27 protein-coding genes are annotated in these 25545 nt (G+C 68.7%); 8 read left to right on the top strand and 19 right to left on the bottom strand.

Annotated elements, in window-relative coordinates:
- Positions 1-96: 96 nt before the first annotated feature.
- The 3 genes from PIR02_15285 to PIR02_15275 are packed head-to-tail and all read right to left on the bottom strand — an operon-like array spanning position 97 to position 3871.
- Positions 97-1203, bottom strand: a complete 1107-nt coding sequence (locus PIR02_15285; GenBank protein ID WZH36113.1) for a branched-chain amino acid aminotransferase — start codon at positions 1201-1203, stop codon at positions 97-99.
- A gap of 54 nt (positions 1204-1257) precedes the next feature.
- Complete coding sequence (locus tag PIR02_15280) at positions 1258-2307, bottom strand: 3-isopropylmalate dehydrogenase (protein ID WZH36112.1); 1050 nt, start codon at positions 2305-2307, stop codon at positions 1258-1260.
- Between the two features lie 25 nt (positions 2308-2332).
- The gene (locus PIR02_15275) at positions 2333-3871 is read right to left on the bottom strand and encodes an MFS transporter (GenBank protein WZH36111.1); all 1539 of its coding nucleotides are present in this window, start codon (positions 3869-3871) and stop codon (positions 2333-2335) included.
- 79 nt (positions 3872-3950) lie between these two features.
- Between PIR02_15275 and PIR02_15270 the strand changes: the two genes are divergently transcribed.
- A complete protein-coding gene (locus PIR02_15270; protein ID WZH36110.1) occupies positions 3951-4493 on the top strand; it encodes a TetR/AcrR family transcriptional regulator in 543 nt (180 codons plus the stop codon).
- A 73-nt stretch (positions 4494-4566) separates the two neighbouring features.
- Here PIR02_15270 and PIR02_15265 read toward each other — a convergent pair whose 3' ends face one another.
- The 12 genes from PIR02_15265 to otsA form a co-directional block, all read right to left on the bottom strand.
- On the bottom strand, positions 4567-5448 hold the full coding sequence (locus PIR02_15265) for a hypothetical protein (GenBank protein ID WZH36109.1): 882 nt from the start codon (positions 5446-5448) through the stop codon (positions 4567-4569).
- Positions 5449-5485: 37 nt separating this feature from the next.
- Positions 5486-6130: an ATP-binding cassette domain-containing protein gene (locus PIR02_15260; GenBank protein ID WZH39023.1), complete on the bottom strand. Its 645-nt coding sequence runs from the start codon at positions 6128-6130 to the stop codon at positions 5486-5488.
- A gap of 32 nt (positions 6131-6162) precedes the next feature.
- A complete protein-coding gene (locus tag PIR02_15255) occupies positions 6163-6705 on the bottom strand; it encodes a hypothetical protein (GenBank protein ID WZH36108.1) in 543 nt (180 codons plus the stop codon).
- Positions 6706-6914: 209 nt separating this feature from the next.
- Positions 6915-8519, bottom strand: coding sequence for a phosphoglycerate dehydrogenase (gene serA, locus PIR02_15250; GenBank protein WZH36107.1), 1605 nt, complete (start codon positions 8517-8519; stop codon positions 6915-6917).
- A 167-nt stretch (positions 8520-8686) separates the two neighbouring features.
- Entirely contained in the window at positions 8687-9022 is a 336-nt protein-coding gene (locus tag PIR02_15245; protein ID WZH36106.1) for a bacitracin resistance protein, read from the bottom strand.
- Positions 9019-9522, bottom strand: a complete 504-nt coding sequence (locus PIR02_15240; protein ID WZH36105.1) for a DNA polymerase III subunit gamma/tau — start codon at positions 9520-9522, stop codon at positions 9019-9021. Before PIR02_15240 ends, PIR02_15245 begins: the two co-directional genes overlap by 4 nt.
- Positions 9523-9648: 126 nt before the next feature.
- Entirely contained in the window at positions 9649-10674 is a 1026-nt protein-coding gene (gene ilvC, locus PIR02_15235) for a ketol-acid reductoisomerase (protein WZH36104.1), read from the bottom strand.
- A gap of 113 nt (positions 10675-10787) precedes the next feature.
- Complete coding sequence (ilvN, locus tag PIR02_15230) at positions 10788-11297, bottom strand: acetolactate synthase small subunit (protein WZH36103.1); 510 nt, start codon at positions 11295-11297, stop codon at positions 10788-10790.
- 1 nt (position 11298) lies between these two features.
- Positions 11299-13107, bottom strand: a complete 1809-nt coding sequence (locus tag PIR02_15225; GenBank protein ID WZH36102.1) for an acetolactate synthase large subunit — start codon at positions 13105-13107, stop codon at positions 11299-11301.
- Positions 13108-13152: 45 nt separating this feature from the next.
- Positions 13153-14871 (bottom strand): dihydroxy-acid dehydratase, encoded by a 1719-nt coding sequence (ilvD, locus tag PIR02_15220; protein ID WZH36101.1) that lies wholly within the window; start codon positions 14869-14871, stop codon positions 13153-13155.
- A 59-nt stretch (positions 14872-14930) separates the two neighbouring features.
- Positions 14931-15710: a trehalose-phosphatase gene (gene otsB, locus PIR02_15215; GenBank protein WZH36100.1), complete on the bottom strand. Its 780-nt coding sequence runs from the start codon at positions 15708-15710 to the stop codon at positions 14931-14933.
- A complete protein-coding gene (gene otsA, locus PIR02_15210) occupies positions 15707-17167 on the bottom strand; it encodes an alpha,alpha-trehalose-phosphate synthase (UDP-forming) (protein WZH36099.1) in 1461 nt (486 codons plus the stop codon). Before otsA ends, otsB begins: the two co-directional genes overlap by 4 nt.
- Positions 17168-17298: 131 nt before the next feature.
- On the opposite strand from otsA, the gene PIR02_15205 reads away from it, so the two are divergent.
- Positions 17299-17553 carry a hypothetical protein gene (locus tag PIR02_15205; GenBank protein ID WZH36098.1) on the top strand — a complete coding sequence of 85 codons (255 nt, stop codon included), beginning with the start codon at positions 17299-17301 and terminating at the stop codon, positions 17551-17553.
- Positions 17554-17624: 71 nt separating this feature from the next.
- On the opposite strand, the gene PIR02_15200 is transcribed toward PIR02_15205, so the two are convergent.
- From PIR02_15200 to PIR02_15190, 3 genes are read right to left on the bottom strand one after another with little or no spacing between them, the layout of a single operon-like run.
- Complete coding sequence (locus tag PIR02_15200; protein ID WZH36097.1) at positions 17625-18812, bottom strand: acetyl-CoA C-acetyltransferase; 1188 nt, start codon at positions 18810-18812, stop codon at positions 17625-17627.
- Positions 18809-19459 (bottom strand): CoA transferase subunit B, encoded by a 651-nt coding sequence (locus PIR02_15195; protein WZH36096.1) that lies wholly within the window; start codon positions 19457-19459, stop codon positions 18809-18811. The genes PIR02_15200 and PIR02_15195 overlap by 4 nt, the downstream gene beginning before the upstream one ends.
- A 2-nt stretch (positions 19460-19461) precedes the next feature.
- Positions 19462-20235: a CoA transferase subunit A gene (locus PIR02_15190; GenBank protein ID WZH36095.1), complete on the bottom strand. Its 774-nt coding sequence runs from the start codon at positions 20233-20235 to the stop codon at positions 19462-19464.
- Between the two features lie 73 nt (positions 20236-20308).
- Here PIR02_15190 and PIR02_15185 point away from each other — a divergent pair, with 73 nt between their 5' ends.
- Together PIR02_15185 and PIR02_15180 are read left to right on the top strand one after the other, a co-directional pair.
- Complete coding sequence (locus PIR02_15185; GenBank protein WZH36094.1) at positions 20309-21136, top strand: IclR family transcriptional regulator; 828 nt, start codon at positions 20309-20311, stop codon at positions 21134-21136.
- 116 nt (positions 21137-21252) lie between these two features.
- A complete protein-coding gene (locus PIR02_15180) occupies positions 21253-21930 on the top strand; it encodes a DsbA family oxidoreductase (GenBank protein ID WZH36093.1) in 678 nt (225 codons plus the stop codon).
- 120 nt (positions 21931-22050) lie between these two features.
- Here the strand turns inward: PIR02_15180 and PIR02_15175 are convergent, their stop codons facing one another.
- Complete coding sequence (locus PIR02_15175; protein WZH36092.1) at positions 22051-22455, bottom strand: helix-turn-helix domain-containing protein; 405 nt, start codon at positions 22453-22455, stop codon at positions 22051-22053.
- Positions 22456-22529: 74 nt separating this feature from the next.
- Here PIR02_15175 and PIR02_15170 point away from each other — a divergent pair, with 74 nt between their 5' ends.
- From PIR02_15170 to PIR02_15155, 4 genes are all read left to right on the top strand, one after another.
- Positions 22530-23198, top strand: coding sequence for an NAD(P)H-binding protein (locus tag PIR02_15170; GenBank protein WZH36091.1), 669 nt, complete (start codon positions 22530-22532; stop codon positions 23196-23198).
- 82 nt (positions 23199-23280) lie between these two features.
- Positions 23281-23652 carry a DoxX family protein gene (locus tag PIR02_15165; GenBank protein WZH36090.1) on the top strand — a complete coding sequence of 124 codons (372 nt, stop codon included), beginning with the start codon at positions 23281-23283 and terminating at the stop codon, positions 23650-23652.
- 127 nt (positions 23653-23779) lie between these two features.
- Positions 23780-24214, top strand: coding sequence for a MarR family transcriptional regulator (locus tag PIR02_15160; protein ID WZH36089.1), 435 nt, complete (start codon positions 23780-23782; stop codon positions 24212-24214).
- Positions 24211-25437 (top strand): MFS transporter, encoded by a 1227-nt coding sequence (locus PIR02_15155; protein WZH36088.1) that lies wholly within the window; start codon positions 24211-24213, stop codon positions 25435-25437. Before PIR02_15160 ends, PIR02_15155 begins: the two co-directional genes overlap by 4 nt.
- The last annotated feature ends 108 nt before the right edge of the window (positions 25438-25545 follow it).

Raw genomic sequence — 25545 nt, 5'->3', positions numbered from 1 at the left:
CGAGGTGGCCGAGCCTGTCGAAGCGGAGGGTCGGCGCGGGACGAAACAGAAGGAGGGACCCCCGGCATCCGGGAGTCCCTCCGATCTCGACGGTCGTTATGCGTCGAGACGGTAGAGCCAGCCGTGCTTGTCTTCGGCGCGGCCGTACTGGATGTTCGTGAGCTCTTCGCGCAACTCCAGCGCGAGCGTGCCCGTGGGCTGCTCGTCGATGAAGTCGCGTCCCTTGAGAACGCCGATCGGGGTGACGACGGCGGCCGTGCCGCACGCGAACACCTCGACGATGTCTCCGGATGCCACGCCCGCGCGCCATTCGTCGAGCGAGACGTTGTGCCCCACGACGTGGTGTCCACGGTCGCGGGCGAGCTGCAACAGCGAGTCACGCGTGATGCCCTCGAGGATGGAGTCGGACTGGGGCGTGACGATCGTGCCGTCCCTGTAGACGAACACGACATTCATCCCACCGAGCTCCTCGACGTTGCGGTCCTGGTCGAGGAACACGACCTGGTCGCACTCGTTCTCGTACGCCTCGGACTGCGGCAGGAGGCTCGCGGCGTAGTTTCCACCGGTCTTCGCGGCTCCCGTTCCGCCCTTGCCGGCGCGCGAGTAGTCCTCGCTGAGCCAGATCGACACGGGCTGGACCCCGCCCTTGAAGTAGGCGCCCGCGGGGCTGGCGATCAGGTAGTACGCCACCTTGTGCGCCGGACGAACGCCCAGGAACGCCTCCTTCGCGAACATGAAGGGCCGCAGGTACAGGCTCTGATCCTCGCCGGAGGGCACCCACGCCCCATCGACGGCGATGAGCTCGCGCAACGACTGCAGGAAGTACGGCACCGGCAGTTCGGGAAGCGCGAGACGACGAGCCGACCGCTGCAGACGACGACCGTTCTGGTCGGGACGGAAGGTGTGCACCGAACCGTCGGCGTGGCGGTACGCCTTGATGCCCTCGAAGATCTCCTGGCCGTAGTGCAGAACGGCAGCGGCGGGATCGAGCGAGATGGGACCGTACGGCGAGACGCGCGGTCGGTGCCAGCCGCCGCGGACCGACCAGCAGATGTCGACCATGTGGTCGGTGAAGCTCTGGCCGAACCCGGGGTTGGCGAGGATCGCGTCGCGATCCGTCGTGCTCTTGGCCGCGAGGTTGCGGGTGACGGCGAACTCGAGCGGGTCGAGTCCGGTGTCGGGGTCGGTGTCGATGGTGGTCATCAGTCGTCCAAAAAGTCTCGTGCGCGGGGGCGAAGCGGAGCCGATCGATCCAGGTTACGCCTGGAGGCGCTCGGTAATGGCGTCGCCGATCTGGGCGGTGGTACGGTCGCCGACGCGGTGCGCGATGTCGTCCTCGACCGCGTGGGTCACGCGGGCGGCTTCGTCGGTCAGCCCGAGGTGGTCGAGCAGGAGGGCGACGGAGAGGATCGCGGCCGTGGGGTCGGCCTTCTGGGTGCCCGCGATGTCGGGCGCCGATCCGTGGACGGGCTCGAACATCGAAGGGAACGCGCCGTCGGGGTTGATGTTGCCCGAAGCGGCGAGGCCGATGCCTCCGGTGACGGCGCCGGCCAAGTCGGTCAAGATGTCGCCGAAGAGGTTGTCGGTGACGATCACGTCGAAGCGGCCCGGGTTCGTGACCAGGAAGATGGTTGCCGCGTCGACGTGCAGGTAGTCTACGTCGACCCCCGGGAACTCGGATGCCACGGCATCCACGATCCGCTTCCACATGCCGCCCGCGTGCACGAGGACGTTCGTCTTGTGAACGAGCGTGAGCTTGTGCCGACGCCGTTCGGCGAGGGCGAAGGCGTAGCGCACCACGCGCTCGACGCCGTAGGCGGTGTTGACCGACGTCTCGTTGGCGACCTCATGGGGGGTGCCGCGGCGGATCGCCCCGCCGTTGCCGACGTACGGTCCCTCGGTGCCCTCGCGCACGACGACGAAGTCGATGTCGCCCGGGTCGGCGAGAGGTCCGCCGGCACCGGGGTACAGCTTTGACGGGCGCAGGTTCACGTAGTGGTCGAGCTCGAAGCGGAGTCTGAGCAACAGCCCCCGCTCGATGTTGGCGTCCTTCAGACGAGTGTCACCCGGGACTCCGCCGACGGCACCGAGCAGGATGGCGTCGTGTCCGGCGATGGCGGCCAGATCGTCGTCGGTGAGAGTGTCGCCGGTCTCGAGGTATCGGCCCGCACCGAGCGAGAAGGGGGTCTTCTCGAACGTGACCTCCGACTCGGCGGTGACCGCGTCGAGCACCTTCACGGCCTCGGCGACGACCTCGGGACCGATGCCGTCACCGGGGATGACGGCCAGCTTCACGACACGCGACATCGCTCTCCTCAGAGCTCGGGGCACGTCACTTCGTCGACGCGCTGCGGGGTCCTCCCAGGGTAGTGGCAGCGATCACACCCGCGATGACGATGAGGCCGGCGCCGATCAGCGCGGTGACGACGACGCCGGAATCGAAGGCGTGCGCCGCAGCCACACGAAGCGACTCCCCCAGAACCGAGTCATCGAGCGTGTGCGAGACGGCGACCGCGCCGGCGAGAGTCTCTCGCGCCGCCTGGGCCGCAGCATCCGGGAGCCCGGCGGGCAGCACCAGCTGGGAACGGTAGAACGCGGCAAGGATGCCACCGAGCACCGCGGTTCCGAGCACGGCACCCACCTCGTAAGCGGTCTCGGAGACCGCGCTCGCAGCCCCGGCCTTTGCCGAGGGGGCGCTGGAGAGGATGAGCTCGTTCGACACGGTCTCTGCCGCACCGATGCCGATACCGAGGAGCGCGAAGGCGACGATGAGCTGCACCAGATCAGCCGTCGACAGGGCGACCAGCAGGTAGGCCACGACGGAGAAGGCGAGCGCCACGGGAACGACAACGCGCGGCGCGAAGCGCGCGGCGACGGGGACCACCGCGAGGCCGGCGACGATCATGAGCGCGAGGCCGGGCAGGAGCGCGAAACCCGCAATCATCGGCGAGAGCCCGACGACCAATTGAAGATGTTGTGCGACGAAGTAGAGGAACCCGACGAGGCCGACCACGCTCAGCAGGTTGACCAGGATCGCCCCGGAGAACGTGCCCCGGCGAAACAGCGACATGTCGAGCATCGGTGTCGGAAGTCTCTTCTGGCGCCGCACGAACAACCAGCCGAAGACGGCTCCCGCCGCGAAGAGTCCGAGAGGGAGCGAGCTCGGCCCGTCGACGGCGAGCTTCTTGATGCCGTAGACGATCGGGACCATCGTCGCGAGCGAGAGGACCACGCTGATCGGGTCGAATCGTCCCGGCGCGGGGTCGCGGCTCTCGGGGACGAAGAACGGCGCGAGAATCAGCAGCGGAACGAGAACGGGCACCGCCATGAGGAAGACCGAACCCCAGGAGAAGTGCTCGAGCAGGAACCCCCCGACGATGGGGCCGAGGGCGGCACCCGCCGAGAAGCCGGACGCCCACACGGCGATGGCGAGCCGACGCTGGTCACGATCGCGGAAGATGCTGCGCAGGAGTGACAGCGTCGACGGCATGAGCATCGCCCCGAAGACACCCATCAGGGCGCGGCCGGCGATGAGCAGGGCGGCGGTGGGCGCGAACGCGGACAGGGCAGACACGGCGGCGAAGCCCGTCGCGCCGATCAGCAGCATGCGCTTGCGGCCGAAGCGGTCGCCCAATGTACCCATGGTGACGAGCAGCCCCGCGAGGACGAGGGGGTAGACGTCGATGATCCACAGCTGCTCGATGCTCGACGGCTGCAGGTCGAGGGCGATCTCGGGCAGGGCGAAGCTCAGCACCGTGTTGTCGACCGAGACGAGCAGCACGGGCAGCATGAGCACCGCCAGCGCGAACCATCCGCGCCATCCGGCACGGGTCACGGCGATGTCTTGCGTGGGCAACGACGAGGTGAGCATTCTTCGAGTCCGTTTCTAAACCGTCCAGCCGGTATAGTAACAGACGGTCAGCCCCGTCCGCCACTACGATCGAGGAGTCATGAGCCGTCCCCCACTCGCCCGCGAAGCCGTCCTCGATGCATTCACCCGCATCCTCGTCGACGACGGAGAGCGAGCAGCGACGGTCGACGCCACGGCCCGTGCGGCCGGCGTCTCCAAGGGTGGGCTCCTCTACCACTTCAACTCCAAGAGCGCCCTCGAGGCCGCACTCGTCGAACGCCTCGAGAAGCTCGCGAAGGCCGACGTCGAAGAGATCGAGCGCTCGACAGAGGGAGCGGTCGCCGCTCATATCCGGTCGTCGCAGAACACCGGCTCGGCTCTCGACGTCACGATTCTCGCGGTGTCGCGTCTCGCCCAGAACGGGAACGATACGGCGACCGCGTCGCTGCGGCGGGTGCGCGAACTGTGGGAAGAGAGCCTCCGCGGACACACCCGCGATGAAACGGCGCTTCAGATCGTCCTGCTCGTGAGCGACGGCCTGTACTTCAATGCCGTGCTCGACCTCAATGCCGTACCCAGCCCCCGCGTCGAGGGTGCGGATCTCGATCGGCTCATCGACGCCGTCGTCGCCGCGACCACCTGAGACCCACGCCCGTCGCCCGCACCGCATCTTCGTGATGCGCAGCCCCGTTCGCGCGCCGGAGCCGACTCGGCGATCAGGACAGATCCGTGGGCAGGCGATCTCGCACGCGCCACACGACAACGCTCACGACGAGCGACAGAAGCGCGAGAAGCGCGCCATATCCTCCAGCCCCCGCAACCCCCAGCGGCTCGATCGCCTTGGGCTGGAAGCCACCGACGAAGACGTACCACGGAGCCCCGGCCGCGGCGATGATGTTCCGCGGGTCGAGGTTCCCACCCAAAGGGAGGAGGAAGTAGACGAGCGCGACAGCGACGAGAGTGAATCCGCGTTCACGCGTCAGGCTGCCCGCCGCGAAACCCAGCAGCGCCGCGAGCGTCCCAAGCCCACAGGCGACACCGACGAGTTCGACGAGCGACACCGACATGCCCTCCGTGACCCCGAAGGTTCCCGCTCCCATGCCACTCGCGGCGCCGGCGAGCGACGCCGCCCCGAGCAGCGCGGCGACGAAGCCGACCGAAATCATGACGAGCGCCGCGACCTTCGCGGCGAGAAGGACGCGAAGTCTTCGCACCTGCGGCCATCGCATCGCGATCGACCCCGTCCGCAGATCGTGCGTCGCCACGACCAGGCCGACGGCGAACAGCAGGACCGGCTCGAACACGAAGACAGCCAGACTCAGAATCGCCCCCGCTCCCCCGACCGGACTGAGGACCGCCGCCGCTCGGACGGCGGCGTCGTAGTCGTACCGGACGGGATTGTCGATCGTCGTTCCGCCATTCGCACCCGGCGTGACCGTCACCGGAGCCGCCAGCGCCTCTTCGACCGAGAATCCGGCGGACGCGTAGCCGTCCGCCGTCGTCCGGTACTGCGCCGCTGCCGCCGACGCGTTGCCGACGTTGCCCACCGCAGACCATGCGGAGAAGACGACCGCCGCTCCCGCGACGAGCAAGATCACGCGCGACGACCATGCCCATCGAAGTTCGCGTCGTACCTCAGCCCAGAGCGCCCGCATAAGCCTGTCTCACCGATCCAGAAAGTCGATACTGCTCGGACAGCTCGGAGAGTTGCCCGTCCTGCAACGCGACGACCCTCGTCGCCACACCGTCGAAGACGTCGGTTTCATGCCCGGTCGCGATCACGATCCGTGAACGACGCGCCGCCTCGTCCGCGATCACCTCGCGCACCAGCAGGCGATGCGCGAGGTCGAGGTCATTCATGCACTCATCCAGCAGAAGCACGCTCGATTCGCTCGCGAACGCCACGGCGAGCATCGCCACCTTCCGCTGCCCCGCCGACAGCCGTGCCACCCTGGTCCGCAGGAGGTCGGCGGAGAGCATCCGCATCACGGTCGGATGGCGCGGTGCATGCCGATCGTTCGCGGCGTAGGCGATGTTCGCAGCGACCGACCAGCGCGGGTAGAAGCACGAATGATCCAGGACCGTCGCGACCTGTCCTGACAGCGGGATCTCCCCCCGATCGCTCCGCAGTTCCAGCGAGCCCTCGAATCTGCGGAGGCCCGCGAGGGAGCGCAGCAAGGTGGTCTTGCCCGCACCGTTGGCGCCGACGAGCATGATCACATCGCCACCCTCCGCCTCGAGGTCGACGTTCCGAATGATCTCGCGTCTCCGCGCGCGCACCCGGAGGGCGCGCACGCGGAGACGGGTCGAGGTCAGTCGCTCCACGACCCGGACGAACCGTTGCCGGCCCACACGGCGGTGGTTGCGGTGGAACTCGCGTTGTAGACGTTCACATTCCCCCACGGCGTGGGGGCCCCGGCTCCGACGGTGTAGCTTCCGCGCCACACGTGCTTCCACCCCTCGTTCGACACACGCGATGTCCCGTTCTGCGTGACGTTGTTCGGGAAGACCGCACCCGACTCCTGAAACCCGGAGCTCCAGAGGACCCGCGAATTGTCGGAGGCGAAGTCGACGTGCTCATTCGCCCACATCAGCCACGAGCCGCGGTACAGACTGGTGCGGGTCGTCCAACTCCCGGCCGCCGTGGCGGAGCCATCGACCTTCGGGGGTGCGGCGTCGACGGACGACGACGGTTTGTTCGCCTTCCAGGCGTCAACAGCTTCTTGGGCCTGCTGCTGCCCGTCGGAAGACACCGGAGGCGACGACGGGTCGACCGCGGCGGATGCCGGTAGCGACGGGGCGAGCGTCGCCGCCGCCACGACGACGGGAATGAGGAGCTTCGGGGAGATACGCATGACTTTTCCTTTCTCCGCCGTCGGCGGTGCCACCATCGGCACCTCTCACCGCGACGGACATAGGAACATGTTTACATGCGCACGTCGATGACTGCTCCGTCACCGAAATCTTTTCACCCGCGCTCAGCCCGGAGAGCGCCTTCCTTCCATCCGCACGTACGAAGAGGGGGGTCGCTCTCGCGGCCCCCCTCTTCGTGCGATACCCGCCGTCAGCCTTCGACGATCTCGATTTGACGGAACAAGTCGGCTCCGACCGCCTCGCGCATCGCGCCCAGGATCTCGTCGGGCACCGGCGAATCGACCGTGAGCACCGAGAGCGCGCGACCCGTGGCATCCGGTGCCGCCACCTGCAGGCCCGCGATGTTGATGCCCGCCTCCCCCAGCTTCTGGCCGTAGATGGCCACGATGCCGGGACGGTCGGCGTAGCGCATCACGAGGTGGTGCCGCTCGATGGGGACCTCGATGTCGTAGCCGTTGATCGCGACGACCTTCGGGACCATACGGGTCCCGGCGAGCGTGCCGGCCACGGTCAGGCTCGAACCGTCGGCCAGGGTGCCGCGCAGGATCGTGATGTTCCGGTACAGCGGGCTCTCGGCCTCGACGACGAGGCGGGCCTCGACACCGCGCTGCTCCGCGAACAGCGGTGCATTGACGTAGGAGACGCTCTCGCTGACGATCCGGCTGAAGTATCCCTTGAGGGCGGCGAGGCGGTACACGCTCACGTCGTACTGCGCGAGCTCGCCCCGCACCTCGATGTCGAGGCTCGTGAGGGCGCTGTCGGCGAGGCCGCTGAAGAACTGGCCGAGCATCTCGACGAGCGCGATGCCGGGACGCACGAACGGGTCGATCGCCCCGCCGGCGACGTTCACGGCATCGGGGACCAGGTCTCCCTCGAGGGCGAGCTTCACCGAGCGCGCGACCGAGACGCCCGCCTTCTCCTGCGCCTCCTCGGTGCTCGCACCGAGGTGCGGGGTGACGACCACGTTCGGCAGGTCGAGGAGCTTACGCGCCGGGCCCCCCTCGACCGGGGGCTCGGTCGAGAACACGTCAAGACCCGCGCCGGCGATCTCGCCGGTCGTGAGCGCCTCGAACAGCGCATCTTCGTCGATCAACCCACCGCGGGCGACGTTGATGACGTACGCGGTGTTCTTCATGCGGCGCAACTGCTCGGCGCCGATCATGCCGGTCGTCTCGGGCGTCTTCGGCATGTGGATCGTGACGAAGTCACTCTGCTCGAGCAGCTCGTCCAGCGACACCAGCTGGACACCGAGCTGCTGCGCGCGCGTCGCCGTGACATACGGGTCGTACGCGATGACGCGCATGTCGAAGGCCTGCAGGCGGGCAGCGATCAGCGCGCCGATACGGCCGAGTCCGATGATCCCGATGGTCTTCTCGAAGAGCTCGGTGCCGGTGAACGAGCTGCGCTTCCACAGGCCCTGTGCAAGCGAGGCGTGCGCGGCGGGGATGCGGCGCGCGAGGCTGAGCACGTGACCGACGGTGAGTTCGGCCGCCGAGATGATGTTGGAGGTCGGGGCGTTCACGACCATGACGCCCGCCGCGGTGGCCGACTTGATGTCGACGTTGTCGAGACCGACTCCGGCGCGGGCGACGACCTTCAGCGAGGGAGCCGCGGCGAGGGCCTCGGCGTCGATCTGAGTGGCCGAGCGCACGAGCACCGCGTGTGCGTCGGCGAGGGCCGAGAGCAGAGCGGGGCGGTCGGTCCCATCGACGTTGCGCACGTCGAAGTCGGGGCCGAGCGCGTCGATCGTGGCGGGAGAGAGTTCTTCGGCGATGAGCACGACGGGCTTCGTCACGGATGCGTCCTTCGAAACGGTGCTGGGGGTCTGACGCGCACCGTCGTGCACCACCGGCGCGAACCGGGCGCGCGACCCGTGCGGGCCGTCTGCCAGCCTAGCGCGGAGGCGCACGACTGCCGGACCGTGTGACACCGCCGGGAACGGACTGACGGGCTACGGGCGGCCTAGGACCCGTACAGTCCGTAGGACGTGGTGCCGTAGCCCACGATCGCGAGCCAGAACGCGGCCGACAGGGTGAGGCCGGCCAGCAGGACGATCGCGAACTCTCCCGCCTTGCGACGCCAGCCGATCCCGAAGGAGACGCCGAAGGCGAGCAGCGGGAACACGATCGGCAGGAAGTACACGAACCACCCCAGACCGTTCAGACCCAGCGGGCCGTTCACTTGCAGGACGAGCAGCGCGACCGAGCTCCACACGATGTAGGCGTAGAGCAGGCCGAAGATCCCGGCGATCGTGACGATCAGCCAGGTGGGCAGGCTGCGGGTGCGGGCGGCGCTCATGCGAGGTCCGCCATCGACAGCAAGGGCCAGGGAACGAGAAGCACGATTCCGAGGATGAGCAGCAGGAATCGCTGCCACGTGCGCCACGAGCGCGTCAACACGAGCACGGCGACGAACCACACGATGGGCGCGAGGGTGGCGCCGATGGTCATGGCGATGACGGTGACGTCGGGGATCGGGATACCGAGGCTCTGCAGCTGGCGGCCGGCGACCAGCCAACCGAGCGCGAAGAGAAGGAAAGTTGCGGCCACCATGCCGATACCGACGAGACCGACGTTTCCGAGCGGCGCGGAGGCGGCGGCATCCGGGGTGTCATCCTGCGCGGGAGAGGTGGATGCCGCGGGCTCGCGCACGGGAGCCGGCGACGGCTCCGCGGCCTCGGGGACGAGAGGCTCAGGCCCGCCGGGCTCGGGGTCGCGCGCTCGTTTCTCCCCCACGTCGAGGGTCGGGTCGTCGTCACCGCCCCAGGAGAGGGCGTCGTCATCACGCGGTGTGCTCACGGTCCCACGGTAGCGGCGCTCCCGCGGCAGGGTGCGCGCCCCGCCGATGCGGCCGGCGCCCCGGCGCCCGCGCGGGAATGGCGAACGCCCCGCGGCCGGAGCCACGGGGCGTTCGTACGGACGGACTCAGCGCGCGGCGGAGCCTTCGACGTAGTCGCTGTCCTGCTGCTTCCACGCGAACAGACCGCGCAGCTCCTTGCCGGTGGCCTCGATGGGGTGGCCCTGCTCCTTCTCGCGGAGCTCGAGGAACTCGGGGGCGCCGTTGTCCTGGTCGGCGATGAAGCGCTCGGCGAACGCACCCGACTGGATGTCGGCGAGCACGCCCTTCATGCTCTCCTTGACGTCGGATGAGATGACGCGGGGGCCCGAGACGTAGTCGCCGTACTCAGCGGTGTCGGAGATCGACCAGCGCTGCTTGGCGATACCGCCCTCCCACATGAGGTCGACGATGAGCTTGAGCTCGTGCAGCACCTCGAAGTAGGCGATCTGGGGCTGGTAGCCCGCCTCGACGAGAGTCTCGAAGCCGGCCTGCACGAGGTGGCTCATGCCACCGCAGAGCACGGCCTGCTCACCGAACAGGTCGGTCTCGGTCTCTTCGGTGAAGGTCGTCTTGATGACGCCGGCACGGGTGCCGCCGATGGCCTTCGCGTACGAGAGCGCGGTGTCCCAGGCCGAGCCCGACGCGTCGCGCTCGACGGCGATGATGTCGGGGATGCCACGGCCGGCGACGTACTCGCGACGAACGGTGTGACCGGGGGCCTTCGGCGCGACCAGGATGACGTCGACACCCTCGGGAGCGTCGATGTAGCCGAAGCGGATGTTGAAGCCGTGCGCGAAGGCGAGGGTCTTGCCCGCGGTGAGCTTGTCCTTGATCGAGTCGGCGAAGATCGAGCGCTGGTGCTGGTCGGGCGCGAGGATCATGATGAGGTCCGCCCACTCGGCGGCGTCGGCGACGTTCTTGACGTCGAAGCCGTCTTCCTGCGCCTTGGCGGTCGACTTGGAGCCGTCCTTGAGCGCGATGACGACCTCGACACCCGAGTCGCGGAGGTTCTGCGCGTGCGCGTGACCCTGCGAGCCGTAGCCGACGATCGCGACCTTCTTGGCCTGGATGATCGAGAGGTCGGCGTCGTCGTCGTAGAAGATCTCTGCCATGAGGATGTTTCTCCTTGAGTCAGGTCCCTGAGCTTGTCGAAGGGACCGGGGGTTGTTGGACGTATGAGGTTGGGTGGTGTCGATCCCGTCGCCGGGCTCAGGGACCGACGTGTTCAGCCGCGCAGGACGCGCTCGGTGATGCTCTTGCCGCCGCGGCCGACGGCGAGCAGACCCGACTGCGCGAGCTCTTTCACGCCGAAAGGCTCGATCGCCTTGAGGAACGCCCCGACCTTGCCGGAGTCGCCGGTGATCTCGATGACCATCGCGTCGGGCGCGTAATCGACGACCGAAGCGCGGAAGAGGTTCACGACCTCGACCACGTTCGACCGCGTGGCGTTGTCGGCGCGCACCTTCACCAGCACGTGCTCACGCTGAACGGATGCCGCGGGGTCGAGCTCGACGATCTTGATGACGTTGATCAGCTTGTTCAGCTGCTTCGTCACCTGCTCGAGCGGGAGGCCCTCGACGTCGACGACGACCGTGATACGCGAGAGACCCGGCACCTCGGTGACACCCACGGCGAGCGACTCGATGTTGAAGCCACGGCGGGCGAAGAGGCCGGCGACGCGGGTCAGCAGACCCGGCTTGTCCTCGACGAGGAGGCTCAGAACGTGACGAGACATCTCAGTCCTCCTGCTCGTTGAAGGCGGGCGAGTGATCGCGCGCGTACTGGACGTAGCTGTTGCTGACACCCTGCGGCACCATCGGCCACACCATCGCGTCGGCGCTCACCACGAAGTCGATGACGACGGGACGGTCGTTCGTGTCGAGCGCGAGCTGGATGGCTGCGTCGATCTCGTCTTCCTTCTCGACGCGGATCGCGAGGCACCCGTACGCTTCGGCGAGTTTCACGAAATCAGGGATGCGGCGCGTGCCGTGGCCCGTGTTCAGGTCGGTGTTGGAGTGGCGGCCGTCGAAGAACAACGTCTGCCATTGGCGCACCATGCCGAGCGAGGAGTTGTTGATGATCGCGACCTTGATGGGGATGTCGTTGATGACGCAGGTCGCGAGCTCCTGGTTGGTCATCTGGAAGCAGCCGTCACCGTCGATCGCCCACACCGCGCGCTCGGGCTGGGCGACCTTGGCCCCCATCGCCGCGGGAACCGCGTAGCCCATGGTGCCGGCCCCGCCGGAGTTGAGCCACGCGTTGGGGCGCTCGTACTTGATGAACTGCGCCGCCCACATCTGATGCTGACCGACGCCCGAGGCGTAGACGCCCTCGGGTCCGGTCATCTCGCCGATGCGCTGGATGACGTGCTGGGGCGAGAGCAGACCGTCGGTGGTGGGCGTGTAGCCGAGCGGGAACTCCTCGCGGAGGCCGTTCAGGTAGGTCCACCATTCCGTGTAGTCGTGCGGGTTCTCGGCGTCCGCAGCGCGGAAAGCGGCATCCAGGTCGATGAGCACCTCGCGGAGGTCGCCCACGATCGGCACGTCGGCGGTGCGGATCTTCGAGATCTCGGCCGGGTCGATGTCGACGTGCACGACCTGCGCGTGCGGGGCGAAGAGCGCCGCCTTGCCGGTGACGCGATCGTCGAAGCGCGCACCGAGCGACACGATGAGGTCGCTCTCCTGCAGGGCCAGCACGGCGGGAACCGTGCCGTGCATGCCCGGCATGCCGAGGTGCTGCTCGTGCGAGTCGGGGAACGCCCCGCGCGCCATGAGCGTGGTGACCACGGGAGCGCCCGTGGCTTCCGCGAGCACCTTCAGTTCGGCCGAGGCGTTCGAGCGGATCGCCCCACCGCCGACGTAGAGCACAGGCTTCTTGGCGGTCGCGAGGAGCTGGGCCGCGGCCTGGATCTGCTTCCCGTGCGCCTTGGTCACCGGGCGGTAACCGGGCAGGTCGATCTTGGGCGGCCAGACGAACGGTGCTTCGGCCTGCTGCGCGTCCTTCGTGATGTCGACGAGAACGGGACCGGGACGCCCGGTCGACGCGATCTCGAAGGCCGCCGCGATGGCACCCGGGATGTCTTCGGGGGTCTTCACGAGGAACGAGTGCTTGGTGATGGGCATCGTGATGCCGACGATGTCGGCCTCCTGGAAAGCATCGGTGCCCATGAGGGTCGAGAACACCTGCCCCGTGATGCACACGAGCGGCACCGAGTCCATGTAGGCGTCGGCGATCGCGGTGACGAGGTTGGTGGCACCGGGACCCGACGTCGCGATGGCGACGCCGACCTTGCCGGATGCCGCGGCGTAGCCCTCGGCCGCGTGGCCCGCGCCCTGCTCGTGACGGACGAGGATGTGGCGGACGTGCTCGTCATCCATGAGCGGGTCGTACACGGGCATGATCGCTCCGCCCGGGAGACCGAAGACGTCGGTGACGCCGAGCAGGTCGAGCGAGCGGACGACCGCCTGGGCGCCCGTCATCACGGGCGCCGGGGCGGTGCGGGCGGGCGGCCGGGGCACGGCCGCCGTAGGGGAATCGATGGACATGGGAGTACCTCGAGAACCGTAAGAAGGTGAGAAGGGGGACGGCCGTCAGCCCGTGACCGCGCCCTCCGCAGCGGAGTGCACGAGCTTGGAGTACTTGGCCAGAACGCCACGGGTATAGCGCGGGGGAAGCGGTTCCCAGCCTTCGCGGCGGGAACTCAGCTCGGCCTCATCGACGATCAAGTCGAGAGTGCGAGCGGCGATATCGACCCGTATCAGATCACCATCGCGCACGAAGGCGATCGGACCTGCGTCCACCGCTTCGGGAGCTATGTGGCCGATGCAGAGGCCGGTTGTGCCGCCTGAGAATCGACCGTCCGTCAAGAGTAGTACATCTTTTCCGAGCCCCGCGCCCTTGATGGCCGCGGTGATGGCGAGCATCTCGCGCATACCGGGGCCGCCCTTCGGACCCTCGTAGCGGATCACGACGACGTCGCCAGCAGCGATGTCACCCGCCTCGAGGGCGTCCATCGCGGCGCGCTCGCGCTCGAAGACGCGGGCGGGGCCCTCGAAGACGTTGCCGTCGAAACCGGCCGACTTCACCACGGCACCTTCGGGAGCCATCGAGCCGTGGAGGATCGTGATGCCGCCCGTGGCGTGGATGGGGTTGTCGAACGAGTGGATGACCGTGCCGTCGATCGGGTCGGGGTTCAGGTCGGCCAGATTCTCGGCGAGCGTCTTGCCCGTCACGGTGAGCGCGTCACCGTGCAGCAGGCCCTCGTCGAGCATGGCCTTCATGATCACCGGGATGCCACCGTGGCGGTCGACATCGTTCATGACGTACTTGCCGAACGGCTTCATGTCGGCGACGTGGGGCGTGCGGTCGCCGATGCGGTTGAAGTCGTGGAGGTTCAGCTCGACCTCGGCCTCGTTGGCGATGGCGAGAAGGTGCAGCACGACGTTGGTCGAGCCGCCCAGGGCCATCGCGAGGGCGATGGCGTTCTCGAACGCCTCCTTGGTGAGGATGTCGCGCGTCGTGATGCCCTGGCGCAGAAGGTTGACGACGGCCTCGCCCGAGCGGTGCGCGAAGTAGTCGCGACGGCGGTCGGCAGAGGGCGGCGCAGCCGAGCCGGGGAGGCTGAGGCCGAGCGCCTCGGCGACCGAGGCCATCGTGTTGGCGGTGTACATGCCACCGCACGCACCTTCACCGGGGGCGATCGCACACTCGATGCGCTTGAGGTCGGCTTCGCTCATCTTGCCCGCGAGGCACGCACCGACGGCCTCGAACGAGTCGATGATCGTGACGTCCTTCTCGGTTCCGTCGCTGAGCTTGACCCAGCCCGGGGCGATCGAGCCCGCGTAGAGGAACACGCTCGACAGATCCAGTCGAGCGGATGCCATGAGCATGCCCGGGATCGACTTGTCGCAGCCGGCGAGCAGCACGGACCCGTCGAGGCGCTCCGCCATCATGACGGTCTCGACGCTGTCGGCGATGACCTCGCGCGACACGAGCGAGAAGTGCATGCCCTCGTGGCCCATCGAGATGCCGTCGGAGACGGAGATCGTGCCGAACTGCAGCGGGTACCCGCCGCCGGCGTGCACGCCCTCTTTCGCGCCCTGCGCGAGACGGTCGAGGCTGAGGTTGCAGGGAGTGATCTCGTTCCAGCTCGACGCGATGCCGATCTGGGGCTTGTCCCAGTCCTCGTCGCCCATACCGACGGCGCGGAGCATTCCGCGTGAGGTGGTGGCTTCGATGCCGTCGGTGACGACGCGACTGCGGGGCTTGATGTCGAACTCGCCGGTGTTCGGATTCTGCGGTGCGGGCATCCTCGAAGTCTATTGCTCGTGCGAGACCCGCCGATGCGCCACGGGCGATGAACGGTCGATTAATCGGTGTGCGCGCGACGCAGCCGCGCGACATCCTCCAGCACGGTGACGAACGCGTCGATGTCGTCGACGCGTAAGGTCGCCGACGTCTCTCCCCCGCCGACTCGGACGCCGAGATCACCGACCCCGAGAGAGCGGAGGGCGTCCTCGTCGGTGACGTCGTCGCCCGCGAAGATGACCGCCGAGGCGTGGACCCGCTCGCGCAGCCGGGCGACCGCGGAGTCCTTCCCCTCGTGACGGAACGAGAACTCGAGGATGTCGTGCCCGGTGCGCCGGCGCCAGGAGGGTGCTTCCGCAGCGACGAGCCGATCGGCGAAGTCTCGCGCGGCGCGGGCGGTGTCGGCATCCGCTGTGCGCGTGTGCACACCGAGGCCGTACTCCTTGGGCTCGAGCCAGACGCCGGACATGTCGGCAGTGTGGCGACCGACCTCGTCCTGGAGGCGATCGCGGAGCGCGAGGTCGGCGTCGTCGTCTCCGGCTGCCTCGACTCCGGACCCGGGAACCCAGAACTGTGCTCCGTGCGACCCCGCGAGCCAGATCGGCGAATCGTCGTCGTGCTCCGCGATCTCGCGGAGGTGTCCGAGCGAGCGTCCCGATACGAGGGCGACGACCGTGCGCGGGAGGGTGACGAGGTCGTCCAGGACCGCGCGGGCACCCGGCGTCATGCGTGCTGTCATCGGTTCGTCGACGAGCGGCGACAGCGTTCCGTCGAAGTCGAGCGCGATCAGCAGCCGATCCGTCGTCGCGACGGCCTCGATGGTGGCGTCGGCGGCGGTCATTCGGCGTCCTCCCCCGTGGAGGCGGCGTCGACTTCTGCCGCAGCGCGCGCGCTCGACGCGGTGTCGTGGAAGGTCGACAGGGCCTGGAGGAACTCACGCGACCAATCCTCGACGTCATGATCCCGCACCTTCTTGCGCATACTCCGCATCCGCCGTCCCTGCTCGGCGGCGGGCATGTCGATGGCCCGCATGACGGCGTCCTTCAGCCCGTCGATGTCATGCGGATTGATGAGCAGCGCGCTGCCCATCTCGTCGGCGGCTCCGGCGAACTCGCTCAGCACGAGCACGCCGCGGTTGTCGATGCGGCTGGCGACGTACTCCTTGGCCACGAGGTTCATGCCGTCGCGCAGAGCCGTGACGAGCATGACGTCCGCCGCGAGGAAGAGCGCCACCATCTCCTCGCGCGGGTATGACTGGTGCAGATACCGGATCGCGGTGTGCGTGGTCGTGTCGTGGTCGCCGTTGATGCGCCCCACCGTCATCTCGATCTCGTCGCGCAGCTGGACGTAGGCGTCGACGCGCTCGCGGCTGGGGCTCGCGACCTGCACGAGGGTGGCGTCCTCCACCGACGCCCGGCCGTCTTCGAGGAGCTCGCCCCACGCCTTGAGGCGGTGGCGAATGCCCTTGGTGTAGTCGAGCCTGTCGACGCCGAGGAGGATCTTTCGGGGGTTCCCGAGGCCCTCGCGGATCTCCTTCGCACGCTGCTGGATCTCGGGCTTCTGCGCGAGCTCGATGTACGACTCGGCGTCGATCGAGATCGGGAACGCCTTCGCGAGGGCGACGCGCGTGCCGCTCTCGCCGTCGGGCACCAGGATGCCGCTGGCCTTGGTCTCGAAGCGCAGCTGGCGCCGGACAGCGCGGGCGAAGTTGCCGGCGTCGGCCACGCGCTGGAATCCGATGACATCGGCACCGAGGAGTCCTTCGAGTACCTGTTTGCGCCAGGGAAGCTGCGAGTACAGCCCGTACGCCGGGAACGGGATGTGGTGGAAGTAGCCGATCGTCAGGTCGGGGCGCAGTTCGCGCAACAGCTTGGGAACGAGCTGCAGTTGATAGTCCTGCACCCACACGATGGCGTTCTCGGCGGCCACCGCGGCGGCTGCCTCGGCGAACCGGCGGTTCACGCGGACGTACGCGTCCCACCAGGCCCGCTTGTACGTGGGCGCGGCGATCACGTCGTGGTAGAGCGGCCAGATCGTGTCGTTCGAGAACCCCTCGTAGTAGTTCTGCACGTCTGCGGCCGACAGCACCACCGGAACGAGGTGCGTGCCGTCGAACTCGAAGGGATCGAGTTCGACGTCGGGCTGACCGGCCCATCCGACCCACGCGCCGTCGGCACGACGCATGACGGGCTCCAAAGCGGTCACGAGACCGCCGGGGGAACGCCTCCACCCCTCACCGTCGGGGGTGCGGTCGACGGGAAGGCGGTTGGCGACGACGACGAAATCGGCCTGGGTCACAGGTCCTCCTCGGGGATCGACCTCAGGCTAACAGCGCCGCTCACCGGCGCAGAGAGCGGGACGGGATGCGATATGGGCGCCCTGCCTGTCAAGGCGCGGCAACGTCGCGCATCCCTCGGTAGGTTGGGCGCATGCGCCAGTACATCTTCGGAACGGGTCTTCTCAGTGCCATCACGGGTGGCATCACGCTCCTGCGCGCTTTGCGTAACGACGAACCCTTCACCTGGCGCACGGCGCTCGCGTGGCTCAGCTGGGGCATCACGCTCGCGCTGGCGATCGGATCGGTCGTCGACACGCGCCGTGCCCGCCGCGGTCGCGTGATCGCGGGCGACTCCCCCGTCGCCAAGAAGCAGCAGAAACTGTTCAAGAAGCGCCTCGCGCGCTGACCGCAGACGGACACGACCGGATGCCGCGACCGTGAGGTGCGGCATCCGGTTCGTGTTTCCCGACGCCCGCGTCAGCGGGTGAGGATCAGCGCATCGCCTTGGCCGCCGCCGCCGCAGAGCGCGACCGCCGCGGTGCCGCTCCCCCGCCGCACGAGCTCGTGGACGGCGTGGACGACCAGGCGGTTTCCTGAGACCCCGATGGGGTGGCCGATCGCGATGCCACCGCCGTGCGGGTTGACGATCTCGTCGGAGATGCCGAGCTCCGCCTGAGATCGAGCGACCACGGCGCCGAACGCCTCGTTGATCTCGACCAGATCGAGATCGGATGCCACCAGCCCCTGTTTCTCGAGTGCTTTCGCGATCGCGCGGGCGGGCTGCGCGTGCAGGGAGTTGTCGGGACCGGCGACCTGTCCGGCCGCCCCCACGACGGCGAGGACCGCCCACCCGTGTGCCTCGGCGACGGCGCGGGTGGTCACGACCACGGCAGACGCACCGTCGGAGATCTGCGAGGCGTTCCCGGCGGTGATGGAGCCCCCCTCGGCGAAAGCGGGACGCAGCTTCGCGAGCGTCTCGACGGTCGTGTCGGCGCGGATCCCCTCGTCGGCCGTGACGACGACCGGGTCACCCTTTCGCTGCGGGATCTCGACCGGCATGATCTCGGCGTCGAAGATGCCCTCGGCCTGAGCCGCGGCGGCACGCTGGTGCGAGCGGGCGGCGACGGCGTCCTGGGCCTCGCGCGTCACCTCGAACCGGGCGTTGGCACGCTCGGTGGAGGCGCCCATGCTCTCCCGGTCGTAGGCATCGGTGAGACCGTCGTACGCGAGATGGTCGAGCACCTCGACCGAACCGTAGGCATAGCCCTCGCGGGAGTTCATGAGCAGGTGCGGGGCGCGCGTCATCGATTCCATCCCCGCAGCCACGACGACCGTGGCGTCGCCGAGGCGCAGCATGCGGGCGGCGTCGATGATCGCGGTCAGGCCCGACAGGCACACCTTGTTGACCGTGGCGGCGTGGACGTCCCAGCCGATCCCCGCACCGATCGCCGCCTGACGCGCCGCGTTCTGCCCCGCACCCGCTTGCAGCACCTGCCCGACGAGGACGGCGTCGACGGTCTGCGCAGGAATGCCGCCACGCTCGAGGGCGCCGCGGATCGCGGCAGCGCCGAGCTGCACGGCGGTCAGCGGCGCGAGTCGGCCCTTCAGGCGCCCCTGCGGCGTGCGTGCAGCAGCGACGATGACGACATCGTTCTCAGTGCTCATGCGATCTCCTCGGTGAGTCTCACGGTCAGCGGGGGCTCCGTGGCATCCCGCACCTCGTCGACGCTGACGCCCGGGGCGAGCTCGACGAGGACGAGTCCATCCTCCGTCACATCGATCACGGCGAGGTCGGTGATGATGCGATCCACAACGCCACGCCCGGTGAGCGGCAGCGAGCACGCATCGACGATCTTGGGCGAGCCGTCCTTCGCGACGTGCTCCATGAGCACGATGACCCGACCCGCGCCGTGCACGAGATCCATCGCGCCGCCGGGGCCTTTGACCATCTTCCCGGGGATCATCCAGTTCGCGAGGTCTCCGGATGCCGATACCTGCATCGCCCCGAGGATCGCGGCGTCGATCTTCCCGCCGCGGATCATCCCGAAGCTCAGCGCGGAGTCGAAGAAGGCGGAGCCGGGGAGAGTGGTCACCGTCTCCTTGCCGGCGTTGATGAGGTCGGCATCCACCGCATCCTCCGTCGGATACGGGCCGACGCCGAGGATGCCGTTCTCCGACTGCAACACGACGGTCACGTCGTCGGGCACGTGATTCGGGACGAGCGTCGGCAGGCCGATGCCGAGGTTCACGTAGGCACCGTCGGCGAGTTCGCGGGCGGCGCGAGCCGCCATCTGGACACGGGTGAGGGCCATGATCAGCTGTTCCCTTCGCGGACGGTGCGCTTCTCGATGCGCTTCTCGATGCCGGACCCCACGTCGACGATCCGGTGCACGAACACCCCCGGGAGGTGGACATCGTCGGCCTCGATCTCGCCGGGCTCCACGAGGTGTTCGACCTGCGCGACGCAGACGCGGCCCGCCATCGCCGCGAGCGGGTTGAAGTTGCGCGCCGCCTTCCGGAACACGAGGTTGCCGTGACGGTCGCCTTTCCAGGCGTGGACCAGGGCGAAGTCCGTCGTGATGGCCTCTTCGAGGACGAACTCGCGCGATTCGCCGTTCACCTCGAACACCCGCACGTCTTTCGCGGGAGAGGCGACCGCGATGCCGCCGACTCCGTCGTAGCGCTGGGGCAGACCGCCCTCGGCCACCTGGGTGCCCACCCCCGTCTGCGTGTAGAACGCCGCGATGCCCGCGCCGCCGGCGCGGAGCTTCTCCGCGAGTGTCCCCTGCGGAGTCAGCTCGAGCTCCAACTCGCCCGAGAGGAACTGCCGCTCGAACTCCTTGTTCTCGCCGACGTACGAGGAGGTCATCTTCCGGATGCGTCCGGCGCCCAGCAGGATGCCGAGCCCCCAGTCGTCGACGCCGCAGTTGTTCGAGACGACCGAGAGGTCGCGGGTTCCCTGGGCGAGAAGGGCCTCGATGAGGGCGATGGGGTTGCCCGAGAGGCCGAACCCGCCGACGGCGATCGAGGCACCGTCGGGAACGTCGGAGACCGCGTCGGCGGCCGAGGTCCAGGTCTTGTCGATCACGCGAACTCCTTCGTGTCTGCGTCCTCTCATCGTCGGCGCGCACGTCTCCACGGAGCCAGCGCATGCTTGCGATATGGATGCCACGGGGTCTAGCGTCCACATCGTGGACACTCCCTCTCCAACTCGTTCTCCGGCGAGCGTCCCCGGCGCTCAGGCGATCGCCCGCGCCGCGGCCCTGCTCCGTCGGGTCACCGCGGCCGGAGCGAACGGCGCCACGGTCGGCGACCTCGCCCGCGACGGCGACCTCACCCGCCCCACCGCCCATCGACTCCTCAGCGCACTGCGCGCAGAGGGTCTCGTCGACCGCGACGAGGCGACGGGGCGCTGGCTGCCCGGTCCGGAGCTCTATCTGATGGGCAGTGTCGCGGCATCCCGATTCGATATCACCAGCACCGCGCGCGACATCGTCCGCTCACTGGCTGTCCGCACGGAGGAGAGTGCGTTCCTCTCGGTGCGTCGCGGTGACGAGACGGTCTGCCTCGTGCGCGAGGACGGGAGCTTCCCGATCCGTTCGTTCGTGCTGTCGGAGGGCGTGCGGTTCCCTCTCGGGGTCGCCTCCGCAGGCCTCGCCATCCTCGCGTTCCTCCCTACCCATGATGTGGACGCCTATCTCGACCGCCAGAACGACCTCCCGCAGCGATGGGGCACGTCCCACTCGCCCGCGCGGCTTCGAACGCGCGTCCGCGACACGCAGGAGCGGGGATACGCCGTCAATCCCGGCCTCATCGTCGAGGGGAGCTGGGGTCTGGGCGCGGCGGTCTTCGATCGCGTCGGCCAGCCGCAGTGGGCGTTGAGCCTGACGGGCGTGGAGTTCCGGTTCTCCGGGGAGCGGCTCAGCGAGCTCGGTCGCACCCTGCTCGCACACGCGCACCAGCTGACGACACGGCTCGCGTCCCGCTGAGTCGGCCGCACCGGACCGATGCACGTCGACCTGCGGAACGCACCTCGAAGTGCCTTTTGTACGCGTCGATCAACAGACTCACAATGGGGCTACGAACTGTTAGTGAGGTAAAGAGCATGTCATCCACCGACACCGCCGAACCGACACCGATCCTCATCGAGGTCTGGGCAGACGTGGGCTGCCCGTGGTGCTACGTCGGCAAGCATCGACTCCAGCACGCCATCGACGCCCGGCCGGATGCCGACCGGTTCGAGGTGAAGATCCGCTCCTTCGAGCTGAACCCGGACGCGCCGCACACACCGGAGTCGATCGAAAGCGCCTTCATCCGCTCGCACGGCGGAAACGCGGAAGTCGTCTTGCAGGCCGAGCGCGGGATCCAGGCACTGGCGCAGAGTGAAGGGCTCGCGTTCTCACTCGACCGACTGAACGCGAACACCTTCGACTTCCATCGCGTGGTGCAGTACGCCGAAGAGGCGGGCTCGGGACTCGAGTTCTTCTCACGGGTGCAAGATCGCTTCTTCGCCGGCGAGAGCAACCCGTTCGACGCGGCGGCTCTGGCCCGGACGGCCGACGAAATCGGACTGTCCGCGGAGCGCGTTCGCGAGGTGTTGACAAGCGACGAGTACGCCGACGCGGTGCGGGCCGATGTGGAAGAGGGCCGAGAGCTCGGCGTCCGCGGCGTTCCCTTCACGGTGTTCGACCGCCGCTTCGCCGCCTCGGGCGCGCAGTCGATCGAGGGATACGCGCGTGCACTGGAGACCGCGGTCGCCGAAGCGCCCGTGGGCGCCGGATGAGCACCCCCGGCAACGTCGCACCCACCCTGCGATCCGTCGGCGACGACGGTGCCACGGCGTGCGATCCCGCGGGGGACGCATGCGCACTGCCCTTCCCCGGGCAGGACGACGAAGAACTCGTCAGCGGGCCTTCGCGCGTCCCACCCCGCTGACCTCGTGCCCGCGTCGGCTCTCGGCGACGGCTTCGTGGTGGTTCGCCGCCCACCCCGCCAGTGCCATCACGGCGTCGAGCAAGGACCGTCCGAGGTCTGTGAGGGCGTACTCGACGCGAGGCGGCACCTCGGGGTACGCCGTCCTCGTGAGCAACCCGTCGCGTTCGAGGGCCTTCAGCGTGACGGTGAGCATGCGCTGGGATATACCCGGAATGCTCGCCTGCAGATCCGAGTACCGCAGCGGCTCACCGCCCAGGGTACTCACGACCAGCACCGTCCACTTGTCGCCGATGCGGTCGAGCACCTCCCGGATGAAGGCGCTCTCCTCCGGCCACGCCCGACACGGTCCACTGATCGTCCGCGGTGACACCATTTTCCACTCCCTTGAACGCACTGAGAAAGATGTTGCCAGATCATCGGTGCGTATCAGCCGAAAGGACCTTCTCCATGACCACTCTCCTCGTTCTCGGCGGCAGCGGTCGCACAGGTATTCACGTCGTCAGGCAGGCCGTCGAGCGCGGTCACCGTGTTCGGGCGCTCGTCCGCAGACCCGACGCTCTCGACGTTCCCGACGCCGTCGAGCTGATCCCGGGGACGCCCGCGAAGATCGATGACCTGCGCCGCGCGGTCGACGGCGCGGACGCGGTCGTCAGTGCCTTGAACAACTCCCGCACCAGCGACAACCCGTGGGCGAAGTCGGTGAGTCCCCCGACGTTCATGACCGACGCCACGCGCGACGCGCTGACGGTGATGCAGGAGAACGGCATCCGCCGGATCGCGGTCGCCTCCACCGTCGGCGCCGGGGATTCCTGGCCGTCCCTGAACCCCCTCTTCAAGGCGCTGATCAAGAGCTCCGGCATCCGGCACGGCTACAACGACCACCACGGCGTCGACGCGGTCGTCCGCGCGTCCGACGCGGACTGGGTGCTCGCCCGCTCCGTCGCGCTCACCGACACACCCCCGAGCGGGCCACTGCGTGCGGCCCTCGTCGGAGACGAGAAGCCCGGCATGAGCGTCAGTCGGACGGAGGTCGCCCGGTTCCTCCTCGATTCGCTCGAGGACGACACCTGGCTGCGCCGGGCACCACTCATCTGGAATGCGCGTTCGCGCAGCTGAATCCCGCACACCCACCCGTCCCGGCGCAGCCGCCGAGGCGATGACCTCGACACACGGTCTGCTCACCCGAAGGAACACTCGAATGTTGATCGCCTCCTGGATCATCGCCGGCGTGCTGGCGCTCGCCTATCTGGCCGCCGGAGCGATGAAGGCCCTCCGCTCCCCCGATGCCCTCGTCGCCGCCGGCATCGGCTGGGCGAAGGACGTGCCGCTGCCCCTCGTCCGCTTCATCGGGGTGATCGAGGTGCTGGGGGCCCTCGGCCTGGTGCTGCCTCCCCTGACGGGCGTCGTCCCGGTCCTGGCGCCCCTCGCCGCAATCGGGCTCGTGCTCGTCCAGGTGGGGGCGGTCGTCTTCCACCTGCGTCGCGGCGAGGGCAAGGTGGTGCCGATGAATCTCCTGCTGTTGCTCCTGGCCGTCGCCACGGCGGTGGGGGGATTCGTCGTCTGGGCGTGAGCGCCTCGGGCTCGGGGACGGACGCGAGCTCACGGCCATCTCGTCGTCTCGCACGGCGAGACACCCGTGCGCGACGCGACCACTCCTGGTACATACCGCAGGTATATATCTGCGCTATGCTTCTTATATGACCCGCGATGATGACCTCCAGAGATTGCTGCTCGCGGTGCACGCCCTGACGCGCATCGCGGCCCTCGACACCCAGAACGACGCTCCCGCCGCCCAGTGGCGGACCTTGACACTCCTGCGAGACCACGGCCCCCAGCGCCTCGGAGACCTCGCGACGCTCAGCCGCGTGACCCAACCCGGCATGACCCGCCTGGTGCATCAGCTGAACGATGCGGGCCTCGTCGCACGGGAGGCCGACCCCGACGATTCGCGGGTCAGCGTCATCACCGCCACCGACGAGGGCCTCGCCGCGCTCGAACGGTGGCTCAGCCAGCTCAGCGCCGCGCTCGCACCGCACGTCGCCGACCTGACGGATGCCGAATGGGAAGCCGTGAGCGTCGCCGCCGGCGCCCTGTCGGCCCGCGTCGGACTGCAGCCCGAGGTCGTCCGGTGAGCGCCGCCACAGCCCCGAGCGTGTGGAAGCAGCCCGCGCAGGTGTGGGCGGTCGCGTTCGCGTGCGTCGTCGCCTTCATGGGTATCGGCCTCGTCGACCCGATCCTCCCCGCCATCGCCGACTCGCTGCAGGCGACGCCGGTCGAGACGGAACTGCTCTTCACGAGCTATCTCGTCGTGACGGGCCTCGCGATGCTCGTGACCAGCTGGATCTCGAGCCGGATCGGCGCCAAGGCCACCCTGCTCGTCGGCCTCGCTCTCATCGTCGTGTTCTCCCTGTTCTGCGCGCTGAGCGGGAGTGTCGACGCGGTGATCGGTTTCCGTGCGGGTTGGGGTCTGGGCAACGCGCTCTTCATCTCGACCGCCCTCGCGACCATCGTCGGAGCCGCCTCCGGCGGAAGCTCGGCGGCGATCATCCTTTACGAAGCCGCTCTCGGCCTCGGTATCGCCGTGGGCCCGCTCCTCGGCGGCATCCTGGGCGAGGCGAGTTGGCGCGGACCGTTCTTCGGTGTCGTCGTCCTCATGGCCATCGCGTTCGTCGCCGTCGCCGTCCTGCTGCGCGGTCCCGCCCCCGCCCGGACGCCGATCCCCTTCAGCGCGCCCTTCCGCGCCCTCGGCCGTCCGGCTCTCGCGATCCTCGCCGCGACCGCACTGTTCTACAACATCGGATTCTTCACGCTGCTGGCGTTCTCGCCGTTCCCCCTCGGATTCGGCGCGATGGGCATCGGGCTGACGTTCTTCGGGTGGGGTGTGGCGTTGGCGATCACGAGTGTCTGGGTCGCGCCGATTCTGCTCCGCCGGATGCGACTGACCTCGGTCCTGCTTCTCGCGCTGCCTCTCCTCGCGGTGGACCTTCTCGTCGCGGCCGTCGTGGTCACCTCGCCCACGGCGCTGGTCGTCTGCATCGTCGTCGGCGGTCTCGTGCTCGGCGTCGTCAACACCGCCCTCACCGAGGCGGTCATGGAGGCCACCGACCTCCCCCGCTCGGTCGCGTCGTCGGCGTACTCCGCCGTCCGCTTCCTGGGCGGCGCCGTCGCCCCGCCGCTGGCCGCCTTCCTGTGGCACGCGGCCGGCGCGGGTGTGCCCTACGTCATGGCGGGTGGCTCGGTGCTCATCGCCGCCGCCTGCATCCTGCTGGGCCGCAAGACGCTCGCCCACGTCGACAACACGCACCCGGATGCCGCTGATGAGGGCGCCGCAGTCTTGATCGGAGACGCGGCCTGAGTCCCACGGAAAGCGGCGCACCCGGCCCCGGCGACACGTCGGCGGCCGGGTGCTTTCGGATGCCGTGACCTTTGCCTCCGGCCGCGCCGTCGACGCCGCGCCCATCTG

The sequence above is a fragment of the Microbacterium enclense genome, assembly GCA_038182865.1.
In the GTDB taxonomy this organism is placed as follows: Bacteria; Actinomycetota; Actinomycetes; order Actinomycetales; family Microbacteriaceae; genus Microbacterium; species Microbacterium enclense_B.
Note: the sequence above shows the minus strand (reverse complement) of the source record. Positions and strands in the feature narration are given on the sequence as shown.